At 35.7% G+C, this 14,536-nt stretch carries 13 protein-coding genes and 1 tRNA gene; 4 read left to right on the top strand and 10 right to left on the bottom strand.

The window, feature by feature from the left end; all coding sequences use genetic code 11:
* Positions 1-45: 45 nt before the first annotated feature.
* The 3 genes from X929_RS06580 to X929_RS06590 all read right to left on the bottom strand — a co-directional run bounded on the left by X929_RS06580 (position 46) and on the right by X929_RS06590 (position 1,567).
* On the bottom strand, positions 46-879 hold the full coding sequence (locus X929_RS06580) for a hypothetical protein (protein ID WP_103067241.1): 834 nt from the start codon (positions 877-879) through the stop codon (positions 46-48).
* Between the two features lie 151 nt (positions 880-1,030).
* Positions 1,031-1,258 (bottom strand): UPF0175 family protein, encoded by a 228-nt coding sequence (locus X929_RS06585; protein WP_169924991.1) that lies wholly within the window; start codon positions 1,256-1,258, stop codon positions 1,031-1,033.
* An 81-nt stretch (positions 1,259-1,339) separates the two neighbouring features.
* On the bottom strand, positions 1,340-1,567 hold the full coding sequence (locus X929_RS06590; RefSeq protein ID WP_103067243.1) for a TrmO family methyltransferase domain-containing protein: 228 nt from the start codon (positions 1,565-1,567) through the stop codon (positions 1,340-1,342).
* Between the two features lie 276 nt (positions 1,568-1,843).
* On the opposite strand from X929_RS06590, the gene X929_RS06595 reads away from it, so the two are divergent.
* A complete protein-coding gene (locus X929_RS06595) occupies positions 1,844-3,202 on the top strand; it encodes an ATP-binding protein (RefSeq protein WP_245858670.1) in 1,359 nt (452 codons plus the stop codon).
* Positions 3,203-3,464: 262 nt separating this feature from the next.
* Here X929_RS06595 and X929_RS06600 read toward each other — a convergent pair whose 3' ends face one another.
* From X929_RS06600 to X929_RS06610, 3 genes are all read right to left on the bottom strand, one after another.
* Positions 3,465-3,668: a TrmO family methyltransferase domain-containing protein gene (locus X929_RS06600; protein WP_211286747.1), complete on the bottom strand. Its 204-nt coding sequence runs from the start codon at positions 3,666-3,668 to the stop codon at positions 3,465-3,467.
* 149 nt (positions 3,669-3,817) lie between these two features.
* Positions 3,818-4,510: a tetratricopeptide repeat protein gene (locus X929_RS06605; protein ID WP_103067245.1), complete on the bottom strand. Its 693-nt coding sequence runs from the start codon at positions 4,508-4,510 to the stop codon at positions 3,818-3,820.
* A gap of 160 nt (positions 4,511-4,670) precedes the next feature.
* Complete coding sequence (locus X929_RS06610) at positions 4,671-5,465, bottom strand: Rpn family recombination-promoting nuclease/putative transposase (protein WP_245858671.1); 795 nt, start codon at positions 5,463-5,465, stop codon at positions 4,671-4,673.
* Positions 5,466-5,766: 301 nt separating this feature from the next.
* Here X929_RS06610 and X929_RS06620 point away from each other — a divergent pair, with 301 nt between their 5' ends.
* Together X929_RS06620 and X929_RS06625 are read left to right on the top strand one after the other, a co-directional pair.
* On the top strand, positions 5,767-7,026 hold the full coding sequence (locus X929_RS06620; protein WP_103067247.1) for an AAA family ATPase: 1,260 nt from the start codon (positions 5,767-5,769) through the stop codon (positions 7,024-7,026).
* 155 nt (positions 7,027-7,181) lie between these two features.
* Positions 7,182-8,216, top strand: a complete 1,035-nt coding sequence (locus tag X929_RS06625) for an Rpn family recombination-promoting nuclease/putative transposase (RefSeq protein ID WP_103067248.1) — start codon at positions 7,182-7,184, stop codon at positions 8,214-8,216.
* Positions 8,217-8,565: 349 nt separating this feature from the next.
* Here X929_RS06625 and X929_RS06630 read toward each other — a convergent pair.
* A tRNA-Ile gene (locus X929_RS06630) sits at positions 8,566-8,642 on the bottom strand.
* A gap of 125 nt (positions 8,643-8,767) precedes the next feature.
* Here X929_RS06630 and X929_RS09705 point away from each other — a divergent pair.
* The gene (locus tag X929_RS09705) at positions 8,768-8,938 is read left to right on the top strand and encodes a hypothetical protein (RefSeq protein WP_169924992.1); all 171 of its coding nucleotides are present in this window, start codon (positions 8,768-8,770) and stop codon (positions 8,936-8,938) included.
* Between the two features lie 33 nt (positions 8,939-8,971).
* Here the strand turns inward: X929_RS09705 and X929_RS06635 are convergent, their stop codons facing one another.
* The 3 genes from X929_RS06635 to X929_RS06645 all read right to left on the bottom strand — a co-directional run bounded on the left by X929_RS06635 (position 8,972) and on the right by X929_RS06645 (position 14,522).
* A complete protein-coding gene (locus tag X929_RS06635) occupies positions 8,972-10,255 on the bottom strand; it encodes an alkaline phosphatase (protein ID WP_169924993.1) in 1,284 nt (427 codons plus the stop codon).
* A 273-nt stretch (positions 10,256-10,528) separates the two neighbouring features.
* Positions 10,529-13,942 (bottom strand): Eco57I restriction-modification methylase domain-containing protein, encoded by a 3,414-nt coding sequence (locus X929_RS06640; RefSeq protein WP_103067249.1) that lies wholly within the window; start codon positions 13,940-13,942, stop codon positions 10,529-10,531.
* Positions 13,926-14,522, bottom strand: coding sequence for a P-loop NTPase family protein (locus X929_RS06645; protein ID WP_169924994.1), 597 nt, complete (start codon positions 14,520-14,522; stop codon positions 13,926-13,928). Before X929_RS06645 ends, X929_RS06640 begins: the two co-directional genes overlap by 17 nt.
* Positions 14,523-14,536: the final 14 nt, after the last annotated feature.

Raw genomic sequence — 14,536 nt, forward strand, 5'->3', positions numbered from 1 at the left:
CTACAACATTTCACTTTAAAACTCTCAAAAATCTACCTTCTACAACTACTTCAATAACTCTTTTAGTTCTTCTATGGTTATCTCTAACAAGTTATCTCCTATATAATCTATTGCCTTTTTGTCTGCTTCTCTTATCCTATCTTTTAACTCTTCGGTTAATCGTCTACCAAATCTTTTGTTTAATATTTTAATTGTCAATTCTTTTTCTCCTTCTTCAAAGCCTTCTTCAAATAATGAGGTCCCTATCTTTGTCATTCGTATCACCTCTTTCAGTTCGTTTATGTACTCATCCCTTACATAACTATCAGAGAACCCTAATAACGATCCTATTACCATTTCTTTTTGGTTTTCATCCGGAATCTTGATTGCTAACTCAAAGGCATCTTTTGTCACTTCTTCTTCGCTTTTTTCGTTTCTCATCAAGGGTAAGAATACTAAATCCATTAAGTCTTTTTTCGTTAGAGGTTCTTTTTTTTCTATCTTTTCTTTTATCTCTTCATACCTTTTTATTCCATCGTACTTTGTCATGAATACTTGTTGTACTTTGTATTTATTTAAACCCATGTCCAATTCACTTTCTGCACTTTCGTATTTCCCTGAGTACATTACCACCGTGTTTATCTTTTTTCTTTCTTTTTGGTATAACGCTATGTCGTATTGTGCAAATTTTAGTAAGTCAGCTTTCTTCCACGTCGTTTGAAATTCTAAGTGTAACAGTGAGTTGTCTTCTAGTTCGAATACAAAATCCGTGTTTTGGTTTGATACGTTGATTACTGGTATGTCTATTGGTTTTACTGAAATTATCTTTGGAAAGTTGAGTTCATGATATTCAGCGGTTTCGTCTTTGTGAATGTTTCCCGCTCTGTTAGTGTCTTTCATTGTTCCCCCCTCGATAGTTTGTTGAAGTATTTAAATTGTATCATATGTTTTTGAAAATCGCTTTAGATCTTAAACATAAATACATTTATTCCAAATTATACCTCTTATTTCTCGTACTAAAACAATTAGACAACTTGTATCAGATATGTAATTAGGCATTTTTTACATCATTTCTTAATTCTTCATCGTTGTAATTAAATAGCGAGTTATCGAAACGACCCAATATTTCAATAAAAGCTCTCTTGGAAAGTTCTGATAATTGTGCGGCTTCTCCTAAGGATAACTTGCTTTCTTCATATAATTTTGTAGCAATTAGTAATTTGATTTCTTTTTCATTTAAATCAATAAAATCAGGCAGATTTATAGATATAGTTTTCATAAAAAGCTCCTCATATAATATTTCGCTCCCCACCCATAAGGATATACTTATATACAGATATTATAACTCAAAAAAATCTCCTTAACTAAATCTACCGTCGTCTTTAGATTGTTGCAATTTGTGAACATTTCTCTCAAGCCATCCTATTTTAACCCCATCATTAGTAGTGAATTCAGGTACGTAGGGTTTTATATCCAAAACAGGAGTACCATCAATTATTTCTACATTTTGAATCTCCAGTATATTCTTTTCTACTTTTATTAACCTAACAACCGATAAACCAATGGGGGTGTATTTAATTTCCATCATACTTTTAGCTCTTTTCAAAATAATTTTATCACATCTAAAGAAATTAATAAAAATTTAATAAAGTTATGATATTTTATTTATATTGCGCTTTTTGCATTTTTGAAAAGATTAAACAAGCACTTTTTGGAAATGAACCACACAAATTATTCTTTTAAATTTAATGCCATCGAACTTAATAACTTATCACGTGGTTAACATTTCTTATTCTATTCCTAGAACTTGATAAGGAATTAGAGAACACGTTTGCGAAATATTAAAAGGTAGGAGAAGAAACTTTTGAAAAAAGAGAAAAGAAATATGGATTTAGAATCAGTTGAATCTCATACAACCGAATTCAAGTCCTCATGGCGCGACGAATATCTAAAATGGATTTGTGCCTTTGCAAATACCGATGGAGGAAGATTGCTCATCGGAGTTGATGATAATGGTAAGCCTGTTGGCGTCGAAGACTCTAAGAAATTACTTGAGGATTTACCCAATAAATTAAGAGATATCCTTGGCATTATACCAAGTGTCCGATTAGAAAAGGAAAACGGTAAGGAAATAATTATAATAGAAGTTGAGCATTCCTATGTACCAATTTCATATCATGGGAGATTTTATGTTAGAAGCGGAAGCACAATTCAGGAACTAAAAGGCAAGGACCTGACCAGGTTTCTAATATCCAACTCAGGCAAGCACTGGGAAGAGTATATTGAGGAAAATGCTTTTATTGAGGATATAAATAATGAGACAATTGAAAAATTCAAACAAATCGCGATAAAAAGAATTCCACTTGTGAAAGATGAAAATGAGCCGATAAAGGTGCTTGAGAAATTAAATTTGATTAAAAATGGTAAATTAACAAGGGCTGCCCTTTTACTATTCGGTAAAAATCCAAAAAGATTCTGGACAAGTTCCTATATAAAAGTGGGTAAATTCTTGACGGATACAGATATTATAAGTTCTGATGATATTGAAGGCAATCTCTTTGAACAGGTGGAAAAAACAATGGAGTCATTGCGGACAAAATATCTTATATCTGAAATAAGATTTGAAGGAATTTATCGTAAAGAAGAACTTGAATATCCAGAAGAAGCATTGAGAGAAGCCATAATTAATTCGGTTATACATAGAGATTATATCGGTCCACATACCCAGTTAAAAATTTATCCTGATAAAATAATTCTTTGGAATGTTGGCACACTTCCAAAAGAAATCAAGGTTGATGAATTAAAGAAAAACCATTCATCTTATCCAAGAAATGAGTTATTAGCAGATGTATTTTTCAAAGCTGGACTAATAGAGGCTTGGGGCAGAGGAACAATAAAAATTACAGATGAATGTAAAAAAGCTGGACTGCCAGAACCAGAATTTAAAGAAGAGTTTGGCGGTTTTGCAGTTTATTTCTATAAAGACATTTATACAGAAGATAATTTAAGAAAAATGGGGTTAAATGAAAGGCAAATAAAAGCTGTAAAGTATGTAAAAGAAAAGGGAAAGATTACGAATAAGGAATATCAGGAAATTACTAATGTATCTAGGCAAATGGCAACTATTGATCTCGCAGAAATTGTGAAGAAGGGGGTATTTGCAAGGATTGGAAAAGCAGGCAAGGGAGTTGCCTACCAATTGACTAAATTGACTAATAAATGACCAATATTTGACTAATGGAGAATGAAAAAAACATATCAAGAATTAAACATTTGTTTTGAACCACAGTCGCAAATGATTTGAAAGATTCAATAGATTTAGTAAACAAGAAAATTTTTTAAATTTGAAGGAAAAGGTAGAAATAATCGCTATGTTATCAAATAATTTGGCATTAGTTGGAGAGTATTTGGCAATTTTTGGGTTTCCCTTAACTGAATCTACCGTCGTCTTTCAATTGTTGCAGTTTGTGAACATTTTTCTCAAGTCATCCTATTTTAACTCCATCATTAGTTGTGAATTCTGGTACGTAGGGTTTTATATCCAAAACAGGGGTACCATCAATTATTTCTACATTTTGAATCTCCGGCATATTCTTTTCTACTTTTATTAACCTAACAACCGATAAACCAATGGGAATGTATCTAATTTCCATCATACTTTTTGCTAACTTTCCTACTTCCTCAAACATTCTTGGCACCCCCATTTCTTCTAAATCAAGTATAATGAGCTTTATAGCGCCCTTCCCCTGCTGGACACCCATATGGGGAAAAGTATTTTTATTAGCGCCCCTTTCCCTCTACTTTCGGTGCCACCTTTGTTCATATATTTTGCTCTTTTTCAATTTTCTTCTAACTCATTAGTTATTGAGTTGATTTCGTTCTGAATGACATCACGTCCATCTATAAATTTATATTTATCAATAATATTAAGAGCGTCCTTAAGGTATTTCAGTGCATTCTCCAAATCTCCTTTTTCTTGGTAAATAAATCCAATATTGCTCAAAGCAATTTCTTCTCCCTCTTTGTGATCTATCTCTCTAAAAATTTTTAAAGCTTCTTGGAGGTATTTCAGGGCATTTTTCGAATCACCTTTAGCTTTTAAGATTAGCGCAATATTGCCCAAATCATATGCTTCTCCATCTTTGTAACCTTCTTCTTGGTCAATTTTTAGAGCTTCCTCATGATATTTCAGAGCATTCTCCAAATCACCTTTTGTTTGGTAAATCAAACCAATATTGTTCAAAGTAATTGCTTCTCCCTCTCTGTGGTCTAGCTCTCTAAAAATTTTTAGAGCTTTCTGATGGTATATCATAGCCTCCTCCAAGTCACCCATCTCTGAATAAATCAAACCAATATTGTCCAAAATCATTGCGTCTTCTTTACAATAGTCTGCATCTTGGTCTAATTCTAGAACTTCTCGAAGGTGTTTCACGGCTTCTTCCTGATTGTAATCTATATTCTGGCCTAATTCTAGAACTTCTTGAAGGTGTTTCTTGATCTTTTCCAAATCATCTTTTGTATGGTCAGTCATAAAGATCCTCCTTGCAAAATATGTATTATACTGTCTTCAGAAACTCTAAAACTTGTTTTAGCGCCCCTTTGCCCCTCTCCCCGCCCATCTAAGGAAGGGGGATTTGAGCCTAACCATCTTACTCATCCAAAAGATCAGATAGAGTTTTGTCTACTTACAACTACTTCAATAACTCTTTTAGTTCTTCTAATGTAATACTTAGAATATTTTTCTTTATTTGGTTTATGGTTTCTTCGTTTGCTTTTCTAATCTTTTCTTCTAAACTTTTATCAAAATCTTCTCCAAACCTTTGGTTTAGAATTTCTATGATGAATTCTATAAATCTTTCCCTTTCTTCAAGTTTTCCTTTTTCCATTCCTTCATTCCTCAGCTTTTCAGCAATTGTCATAACTATTTCACCCCTTCCAGGCATTATTTCTTTTTGTACCTTTAATATATCTTCTATCGTTATATCTTCCCTTACGTTTAATAGGTAGATCATGCACCCTTCAAACCATTCATGTACCTGTTCTTCTGGTAGTTGGTTTATGTATGCGAATACTATTGCTAATCTTTCTTTAAATTCTTTTTCGGTCATTGCATTTCCTGCTCTCATTGCTTCTAATGCAACTTTCGTCGCTGTTAATCCTATTATCCTTTTTTTCCCTTTGATTGAGAAGTCACATATTTCATATCGGTATGTCGGTAAGTATGTTTTTAGTTCATCTGGTAAATCTTCTATCCCTTGTACCATATTTGATAAGTTTGTTTCTACGTTCCAGACTTCTCTCCCATGGTATATTACTATTGGTATTATTATCGGAACCTTTTTTGTTTTGGGATCGTATTTTTCTTCCCATATGCTCGTAATGTATCTCAACAGTTGAAAGATTACTTTCCCTTCAATGTAGCTTTTGTGTTCCATAAGAATGTATATGTATCCATCTTGTCCTTTTATCTTTGTTTTGTACAACATAATTATACCATATTTGAAGGTGTGCTATTTTATTATCCAACTCCTGTATAATGAGTTTTATAGCGCCCTTCCCCCGCTGCCCACCCATATGGGGAAAAGGATCTTTGATAGCGCCCCTTTGCTCCGCTCCCCACTCAAAAGGAAGTGGGATCTTTACCCTTTCGCTCCGCTGCCTTCCCTTTTATGGAAGGGACTTGCGGTCCCTAACCCAGCGGGTGAGAAGGCTTTACCCGTGCGTATAAAGTTTGAAAAAAATAAGAGAAATTCTGATATAATATGATTAGGTGGAGGAGGTTAAGACATGGCCATCAAAAGAATAAGAGTAAGAAATTTCAAGAGTTTCAAAGATCTAGAAGTAGAATTAGGAAAGTTTAATGTTCTAATTGGTGCTAATGCTTCGGGAAAATCTAATTTTATTCGGATCTTTGAGTTCTTAAGGGATATAGTAAAGCATGGTTTGGATAATGCAATTTCTATGCAAGGGGGCAGTGAATATCTCAGGAATATAAGTATCGGTTCGTCTGAGGATTTTTCATTAGAAGTTGTTTCTGATCAAGAGTTTAGGGAACTCATCAGATTTGAAGAAAAAGGGTCATTAGGGATGAAAACATATGAAACGATTTATAAGTTCACTATTAATTTTAATAAGACAGGATCAGAATTTAAAATTCTTGAGGACAAAATAACTCAGAAATGTAAATTCGTTAGATTAGAAGGGAAAAAGGAAGAGCTACAGGAAAAAGAAGAACTTGGGGAAGGTGAAATTCTTTTTTCCAACGTTGAAGGTGAACTTAAGGTTGACATAAAGTTACCCGCTGAGTTACCGATAACAAAGGATGATATATTCCCACGAATCTTAAGAGAAGAAAAAATACCACCCAAAACCCTTCTCATCGAACTTCCTTTATTCCCATTCATATTTCCTCCATTAGAAGGAATTTTCGGTGATGTTTCAATATACGATTTTGACCCTAAGTTATTTAAAAAGGCAGTACCCATTACGGGAAAGATGGAATTGGAAGAAAACGGAGAGAATTTAGCCATCGTTCTCAAAAACATTTTGGAAGATAAGGAAAAGGAAAGGAAACTCTCTAATTTAGTGAGGGACCTTTTGCCTTTTGTAAATAAACTGGATATAGAGAAGTTTGCTGATAAATCTTTACTTTTCAAATTAGAGGAAATATATGCTCAAAAGCAATACTTGCCTTCTCCTTTGATTTCAGATGGGACAATAAATATTACAGCCCTGGTTATCGCCTTATATTTTGAAAAAAAATTACTAACTATAATCGAAGAACCTGAGAGAAATATACACCCATCCCTTATTTCCGGTGTTGTACAGATGTTGAAAGAGGCATCACAGAAGAAGCAAATTATTGTTACTACCCATAACCCGGAGATGGTGAGACATACAGATTTAGAAAGCATTCTGCTTATCTCTCGAGATAAAGAAGGTTTTTCCAACATTTCCAGACCTTTTGAGAAAGAAGAGGTAAAAACATTCTTAAAAAATGATATAGGAATCGAAGAGCTCTATGTACAAGATCTCCTGGAGGCGTGAACATGGCCTATAAAAGGTATGTGATAAAATAGCACCTTTCAAAAACATATGGTATAATTAAATTAGTAAAGAAAACAATTTACTCTACTTACGGGTGGGGAGTGGGGCAAAGGAGCGCTAAACACAACAAAAAATAAACCAAAAAGGAGAAGCTTATGTCTAATCCAATAAAAGATTCCATATTCAAAGAATTATTTGAAGACAGAACCATATTCTATGACTTTCTAAAAGCCTTTCTACCAAAAGAGATAACAAAACAAATAAAAGAAACAGATTTAAAACGTGAACAAACTGAACTAATAGGCAAAGACTTTTCCATAAAAAGATCGGACATACTATACAAGATAGAGAAGAGAAACGCCCCGAAGGGGGTTCAAGGAAACGCCCCGAAGGGGGTTCAAGGAAACGGTCAAGATGTATACATATACTTATTGTTAGAACATCAAAGTAAAGTTGACCAATTGATGGCATTCAGGATGTTGGCATACAAAGTAAGAATATGGGAACAATATGTAAAAAGTCACAAAAAAGAATCAGAGCAAAAAGGATTCAAACTACCAGTCATAATAGGGATGGTCTTTTACGATGGAAAAGCGAAATGGACATCGCCAACGGATGTGAAAGACAAGATAACAAAGATAAAAAACATGGAAGAGTATTTAATAAAAGCAAATTATGAACTAATAAATTTAAGTAATATAAAAGAAGAAACGATAATAAACATGAAGAAGGCACTAGGAGTAATCTTATTAACGGACAAACCAAACGTAAGGGTAAAAAACGCAGAAGAGTTGCTAAAGATTATAAATAAAGATATAATATTGAAATTGCCTGAAGAAGAACAAGAGAAATTTGATAAACACAGAAACGCATTCATAGAACTTTTCGGAAAGAGGACAGATTACGAAGAGATAGAAGAAAGGTACGAAGAGCTAAAAGAAATGGAGGTGCCAAAAATGTTTAACACATTAGAGGAGATAGCAAAAAGAGACAGAGAAAAAGCTAAAGTGGAAGGAAAACTTGAAGAAAGAAAAGAATTAATCATAGAAATTCTAAACCAAAGGTTTGGAAAAGATTTTGATAAAAGATTAGAAGAAAAGATCAGAAATGCAAACGAAGAAGCCATAAACCAAATAAAGAAAAACATTCTAAATATTACATTAGACGAACTAAAAGAAATATTGAAGTAGTTGTAGAAGGTAGATTTTTGAGTATTTAAAATAGATATCACTCCTCTTTTTTGCTTTAGAAGGAGTGATATCTTTTTAATAAGCTTTATAGCGCCCTTCCCCCGCTCCCCACCCGTGTGGAAGAGGGACCTGCGGTCCCTTAAACCCTGTTTTTCACCCATAAGGAAAAGATTCTTTTGCCCCTTCATCTCGCAGCCCGCACATAAGATTGGTGAAGTGTTTTCTTTGTTAATTTAATTATAACATTTCTTTTTGAAGACAAGTTTGTGAAAAAAGTTGACAAAACCTGATAAAAATAGTAAAATTGAAGTGTATAAAAAATAAAAGCCAAGGAAGCCTTGGCTTTTATTGGTGGGCTCGGGTGGATTCGAACCACCGACCACCCGGTTATGAGCCGGAAGCTCTAACCAACTGAGCTACGAGCCCAATCACGTTGATTATTATAGCATTTAAAATGACATTTGTCAATACTTTTTCTAACAAATACAATTTTCATCTATTATGATGGTTTAGCGAAGGGATAAATAAATTTTAAAGGAGCATCTAGTGAAATGAGCAACAACGTAGAAAGTCTAAAAAACCAAGATGACCCTGTTAAAACGCTAATAGGGAAATATCCAAGAATTATAGTGCTAAAAGCGGTCTTCAATCTCTTAGACAATGAAGAAAAGATAGATTTGGAAAGTTTAGAAAACGAAGTCGTCAAGTTATTAAAAAGTTAAAGGGCTGATCTAATCAGCCCTTTAATTTTAATTTTAATTATTTGGTACATTCACTAAAGGGTAAGAAAGCTCAACTCCCAACAAACTGGCTATTTTTCTAGGAAGGTCTGTGTTATCCATAATACCTACAAATCTCTCAGCTCCAGGTCCAAAAGCAAATACAGGTACCAAAGCACCGGTATGATCATGTGTTGTCCAGCCAATACTTGCTCTTGCGCTTGTAATCTCTGATAAAGCCTCTATTTTGTTACCGGCGGCTTCCAAATAAGCGACCTCTTCTTCTGACAATTCAAATCCATAATACTCTTTCACGTTGGATTTTAACTCTTCCATATTTTTAGAATTAGCTATAACCCAATCTGTAGTTTTCTGATATTTTCTAACCATTTCCAAATCCATCGTGTATCCACCTGTTGATAAACCCAAACCCCCGGTTTCGTGGTCAGCGGTGACAACTACCAAAGTATCAGGATTTTCTTTTGCAAAATCTAAAGCAACCTTCACCGCTTCATCGAATTCAACCATTTCTTTCCAAACTCCAAAAACATCGTTATCGTGACCCTCCCAATCAATTTGAGAACCTTCAACCATCAAAAAGAAAGGAGCGTCATCTTTTGACAAAATCTCTATTGCTTTTGCTGTCATCTCAGGTAAAAGTGGTTCAGCAGGCGTTCTTTCAGTAACGCTATTCATATGACTTGAAGAGAACAATCCTAAAACCTTTTCTCCGGAGTAAGCCCATAACTCTTGTTTAGTTGTTATATAGTCAAAACCGTTTTCCTTTGCAACAGATATAAGATCTTTCCTATCAGCTCTTTGTGTAGGATCAAAATATCTCCAACCGCCTCCTAAAACAACGGTGAGGTTACTGTTAACCAACTGTTCGGCTAATACTTGTTCAGCATCTCTATCGTTCGTATGACCATAATAAGCCGCCGGTGTAGCATGAGTTATTCTTGAAGTTGCAATTACGCCCGTTTTGTAGCCTTGCTCAGCTAAAACTTCCGCTATTGTTGGCACGACTTCACCTTCTGGAAGCATTCCTATAAAACCGTTGTCTGTTTTGTAACCAGAGGCAAGAGCTGTTCCCGCTGCTGCAGAATCGGTAACGTTGCTATCAGCAGAATAAGTGATGGCATAACCACTATAAGGCATTTGCATCATGTAAAGCTCACGACCCTCTAAATAACTCGATAACAACATCTCGTTTGGGCCCATACCATCACCGATGAGAAATATCACGTTTTTCACATCGCCCGCGAAACTGAGCAACGACACTACAAGAACCAACATAACCAACAAAATACCCTTTTTCATACTTTCTACCTCCCCTTGATTTTTTAGTTACTCTGTTTAGAAGCTCTAAAACCCTGTATATAGCGCCCCTTCGCCCCGCTCCCCACCCATAAGGAAGAGGGACCTGGAGACCCTTTAAACCCTCCAAACACCCATAAGGAAGAATCTTCTATCCCTTAAACCTTGCAGCCCATCCACATGGATAAAGGAGTAAGGCCTCGCAGCGCAGCCCGAACTACCAAAGTCATTATAACCAAAAATCATTTGAGAGGTTTTAAGATATATAAAGAATTACTAAAAAAGCTCTCTATTTCTCAAAACTCCATCATCTATGTTCAATTCAAAATTCTTCGACTGTATTATCTTTATCAATTCCCTGAAACTTTTGTTTTCATTCCTCATTTGCCGTGAGGCTGTCTGTCCTTGAACCCCCTTCGGGGTGTTTGAGGCTGTCTTCCTTATTTGCCGTGAGGCTGTCTTCCTTATTTGCCGTGAGGCCGTTTCTTTGATCCTATTTCTCAAAAAGCTCAAGATATTGATCTTTGTTTTTTCGTTCAAGTTATGATAATGGACTAAAAAACCACAATCTCTCTTTCCCAACTTCCAAACGATAGGCCTATCTTTATAAAACTTTTCATGGAGTTTTAGGTAATCTTTAAAGACATAATCTCTCAAATCTTTCTTCACAATACTCTCTAATTCAGAACGCTCCTTATTTGCCGTGAGGCTGTTTTTTTCGAATATATGGGATATCAATTTATTTTCTTCTTCAACTGAAAACCCAAAGGGGATAAAACCATCTTCGCAATTCAAAAGATACCTTTGGATACCGTTATCTATTCTTACAAAAGCTAATTTTGCTAAAATCTGATCTTGGTTACTCATACTGTTGTAGACGGAAATAGGATTTTGAAAACTTTCTTCTGCAGTTCTTTCCACATAATTATCGTACGGTTCTCTTCGATGATAGTTGGTTACACCTTCATCAAAAGGCATAATGGAAATTAAAGACCTGATTTTATTATTATAAGCCTCTTTAATAAGCTTTTCTATTTTGGTAAGTTGAGCTTCATTCAAACCAAATTCATAAAGATACTGGCTTTTCAACAGTTCTTTCAATGGGGGCAAACCCTTTACACCTTTATCGTTAGAAAAAGGGAAAAAGGCCGTAGGAATCCCCACCGTCTTATAAATCTCCTCAAAATTCCTTTCTTTCAAACTGTACAACTCCATCACCAGTATATCTATCAACCCTTCAGAAAGAAGCAGATAGGTATCAAGAGCGTTTTTACTCTCTATGAAACCATAAAACTTAGAAACATCATCGATACTCTCCTCGTTGAAATGCAGTTCGTTTGGATATATCTCGGTATTCTGCTTTTTAATTGCCACGTTCAATCTAGCAAGCGTTTCTAACGCCTGAGTCTCAGAAGAACCCTCAAACAAACCTTGTGGAACGGGAAGCTTTTTCAAATCCCCAACCTCCAAATCCACGCTTCCTGCAATAAAACTCTCCAAGTAAGAAAACAAACTACTATTGAGTAAACCTAAAAACCTAAAAATATCTTCATCTTTTGAAAAAAACAAACTACTACCCTTACAATCGAACAAGAATCCAGAAGGAAGGTATCTAAAAGTTGCCCCTTTCGAGGTTGTCATCGTGTAAGTTATACCCTTTTTAAAATAATACTTTCTATTTGGAAGATAATTCCCCATTTTTGACAATAGATTATAATTCTCTTCATCGAAGGCTATAACCCACCACAAATTACCATACCATTTATTGTAAGGTCCACCTTTGGAGTAAGGGACCCATTTCTTTCCATCTTTAATATCCTCTCTTCTAACTTCCCAAAAGTACCTCAAAAACCTGTTGTTATCCCCAGTAGCTATCCCCTGTCGTGCATCGGCGAACTTTTCTAACGGCTCGTTTTCAAAGGTACGAACAACGTCCGAATCCACCCAATAAATGAAAGGAACCCTCGGAACCTTTGTAAAAACGTTCTTATCAACCCTAAAAACATACTTAGAAAGATAATCCTCTTGCTTCTTTTCCTCACTTGCCGTGAGGCTGTCTTTCCTTGAACCCCCTTCGGGGCGCTTGAGGCTGTCTTCCCAAATAGAAAATAAAGCCCGTTTCTTAGAATCTTTCCCGTTAAAAGAGGTAAGGTTTATGTATTCACCCAAACTCTCCTCCTCACTTGCCGTGAGGCTGTTTTCATTTTTCCTCAAAACAAACATCGCTGTGTCCACTAAAGCGTTATCAAACACCCCTCCAAGGCCAAAATGAACCAATCTCTCTATCTGAAAGTTATCTAATATGAATCGTCTTGTCTTCTCATAGCTCCCAATAAACATAAAGGTTTGAGGGGTAATCATACCAACAAATCCATCCGTCTTCACCAATTCGCAACTCTTTTTAATAAAGCAGGCGTACAGATTTTTTTTAAACTCACTATAATCCTCGTTTATGTATCTCTTCAATTCAAAATCATAATCAGAAGAATCCAAATAAGGAGGGTTAGTCAAAACAACATCGTACTTCAAAGAAAGAATATCTAAAGCTTTCTTCAATCGTTCATCGTTTATACCTGACTCCTTTAAACTTAAAACATCCTCTGTTCTCATTAAGCTTCCTATCTTTTCAAACTTCTTCAAATACTCATTCTGTCCTTCTTCATTTGCCGTGAGGCTGCTCTCCTCTGGGACGGCTACTATATTTGTTTCAAACTTCTCATAAGCTCCATCCTCTAAAGCCTTCAATCTCAACAACAAATTCGTAATTTCAACAGCGTTCTCATCGATATCTATACCGTATAAATTCTTAGTAATTATAAGTTTTGGAATCAAAGCATCATCGTAACTCCTATTTTGATACATCTCTCTCAACTTATCGTAAACCCCTATAACAAAGTTCCCACATCCACAAGCTGGGTCAATAATCTTAACATCCTCAAGGTCTACTCCCTTATCCTCACCTGCCGTGAGGCCGTCTTCCTTGTGTGCCGTGAGGCTGTCTTCCTTATGTGCCGTGAGGCTGTTTTCTCCGTAATATTTCCCCAACGTATTTTCCACCAAATAATCCACTATCCATTTTGGTGTATAAAACTGTGAAATAACACCATTTTTACCCTTTAAATCCTTACTCGCCGTGAGGCTGCCTTTCCTTGAACCCCCTTTGGGGCGCTTGAGGCTGGCTTCGTTGAAATACTCGTAAGACCAAGAAATAATTTCCTCTTTCTTCCAATCTTCATCTTTCACACTCTGAAACAAATCTCTGATCTTTTCTATCGTTTGGCGAGTAATTCTGCTTTTAATGTCATCGACTAAATAACAACAATCAAAATTTCTATTCAGAAATTGCACCCCAGAAAGATAATCACCTAAAAGATTCGAATCTGAACCACTCTTTCCAAAAAGTTGTAAATCTCCCTCCATATTTGCGGTGAGGCTGTCTTTCCTTGAACCCCCTTCGGGGCGTTTGAGGCTGTCTTCCTTATTTGCCGTGAGGCTGTTTCCCTTTGCCTGTAAAACTCTTAGGACAATAAAACTCAAAAAAACATCCAACAAAACATTTTCCTCATTTGCCGTGAGGCTGTCTTTCCTTGAACCCCTTTCGGGGCGCTTGAGGCTGTCTTCCTCATTTGTGACCTCTTTTTGCAGGATACTCTTAAGCTCCAAAGCCATTTTCTTAACGGATCTGTTCAAAATAAGCCACCTTCTCCTCTCTCTTTTTCACCCTAAAATCCTCTTCGCCCAAATAAATCAAACCTTCTTTTGGAACGATCTCTATCAACCTTGAAACGGTTCTATCGTCTAAAAAATTAACCAGCTCTTTTGGATTCAAGTTCGTAGAAATTATAACGCTTTTTTGGTTTCTATTGACCTCGTCTATAACGATTCTTATCTTCTGACCTATCCAGTCATAACTCTTGGCACCAAGATCATCCAAAAAAATCAAATCAGATTCAAACGCTCTCTCAATAGCGGCATCGGCACCTTCAAAATTCTCAAAATCCCTCAATATATCCAAAACACCGATAGTACAACCCATAACAGCGGCCTCTTTCAACACAGTAAAACCTAACCTACTCTTCCCTGTACCGTAGCCTCCATGTAGTATCAAACCAACACCCTTTTCCCACAACTTCTCCTCAACAAAGTAACGGCATTTAAGCAAACCCTTCTTCAAATGCTCATTCAGTGCAAGAAAATTATCAAACGATGCATCAAGATAAATCTTTGGGGAAATATCCCTGTAATTTCTACTCCCATTCAAATAATTCATAAAAATCGAACACA

The organism is Petrotoga olearia DSM 13574 (genome assembly GCF_002895525.1).
GTDB classification, from domain to species: domain Bacteria; phylum Thermotogota; class Thermotogae; order Petrotogales; family Petrotogaceae; genus Petrotoga; species Petrotoga olearia.

Bases quoted from the DNA above. Each gene is read 5' to 3' on its own strand.
- X929_RS06580 (WP_103067241.1), bottom strand. From the start codon at position 879: ATGAAAGACACTAACAGAGCGGGAAACATTCACAAAGACGAAACCGCT.
- X929_RS06585 (WP_169924991.1), bottom strand. From the start codon at position 1,258: ATGAAAACTATATCTATAAATCTGCCTGATTTTATTGATTTAAATGAA.
- X929_RS06590 (WP_103067243.1), bottom strand. From the start codon at position 1,567: ATGATGGAAATTAAATACACCCCCATTGGTTTATCGGTTGTTAGGTTA.
- X929_RS06600 (WP_211286747.1), bottom strand. From the start codon at position 3,668: ATGTTTGAGGAAGTAGGAAAGTTAGCAAAAAGTATGATGGAAATTAGA.
- X929_RS06605 (WP_103067245.1), bottom strand. From the start codon at position 4,510: ATGACTGACCATACAAAAGATGATTTGGAAAAGATCAAGAAACACCTT.
- X929_RS06610 (WP_245858671.1), bottom strand. From the start codon at position 5,465: ATGTTGTACAAAACAAAGATAAAAGGACAAGATGGATACATATACATT.
- X929_RS06620 (WP_103067247.1), top strand. From the start codon at position 5,767: ATGGCCATCAAAAGAATAAGAGTAAGAAATTTCAAGAGTTTCAAAGAT.
- X929_RS06625 (WP_103067248.1), top strand. From the start codon at position 7,182: ATGTCTAATCCAATAAAAGATTCCATATTCAAAGAATTATTTGAAGAC.
- X929_RS09705 (WP_169924992.1), top strand. From the start codon at position 8,768: ATGAGCAACAACGTAGAAAGTCTAAAAAACCAAGATGACCCTGTTAAA.
- X929_RS06635 (WP_169924993.1), bottom strand. From the start codon at position 10,255: ATGAAAAAGGGTATTTTGTTGGTTATGTTGGTTCTTGTAGTGTCGTTG.
- X929_RS06645 (WP_169924994.1), bottom strand. From the start codon at position 14,522: ATGAATTATTTGAATGGGAGTAGAAATTACAGGGATATTTCCCCAAAG.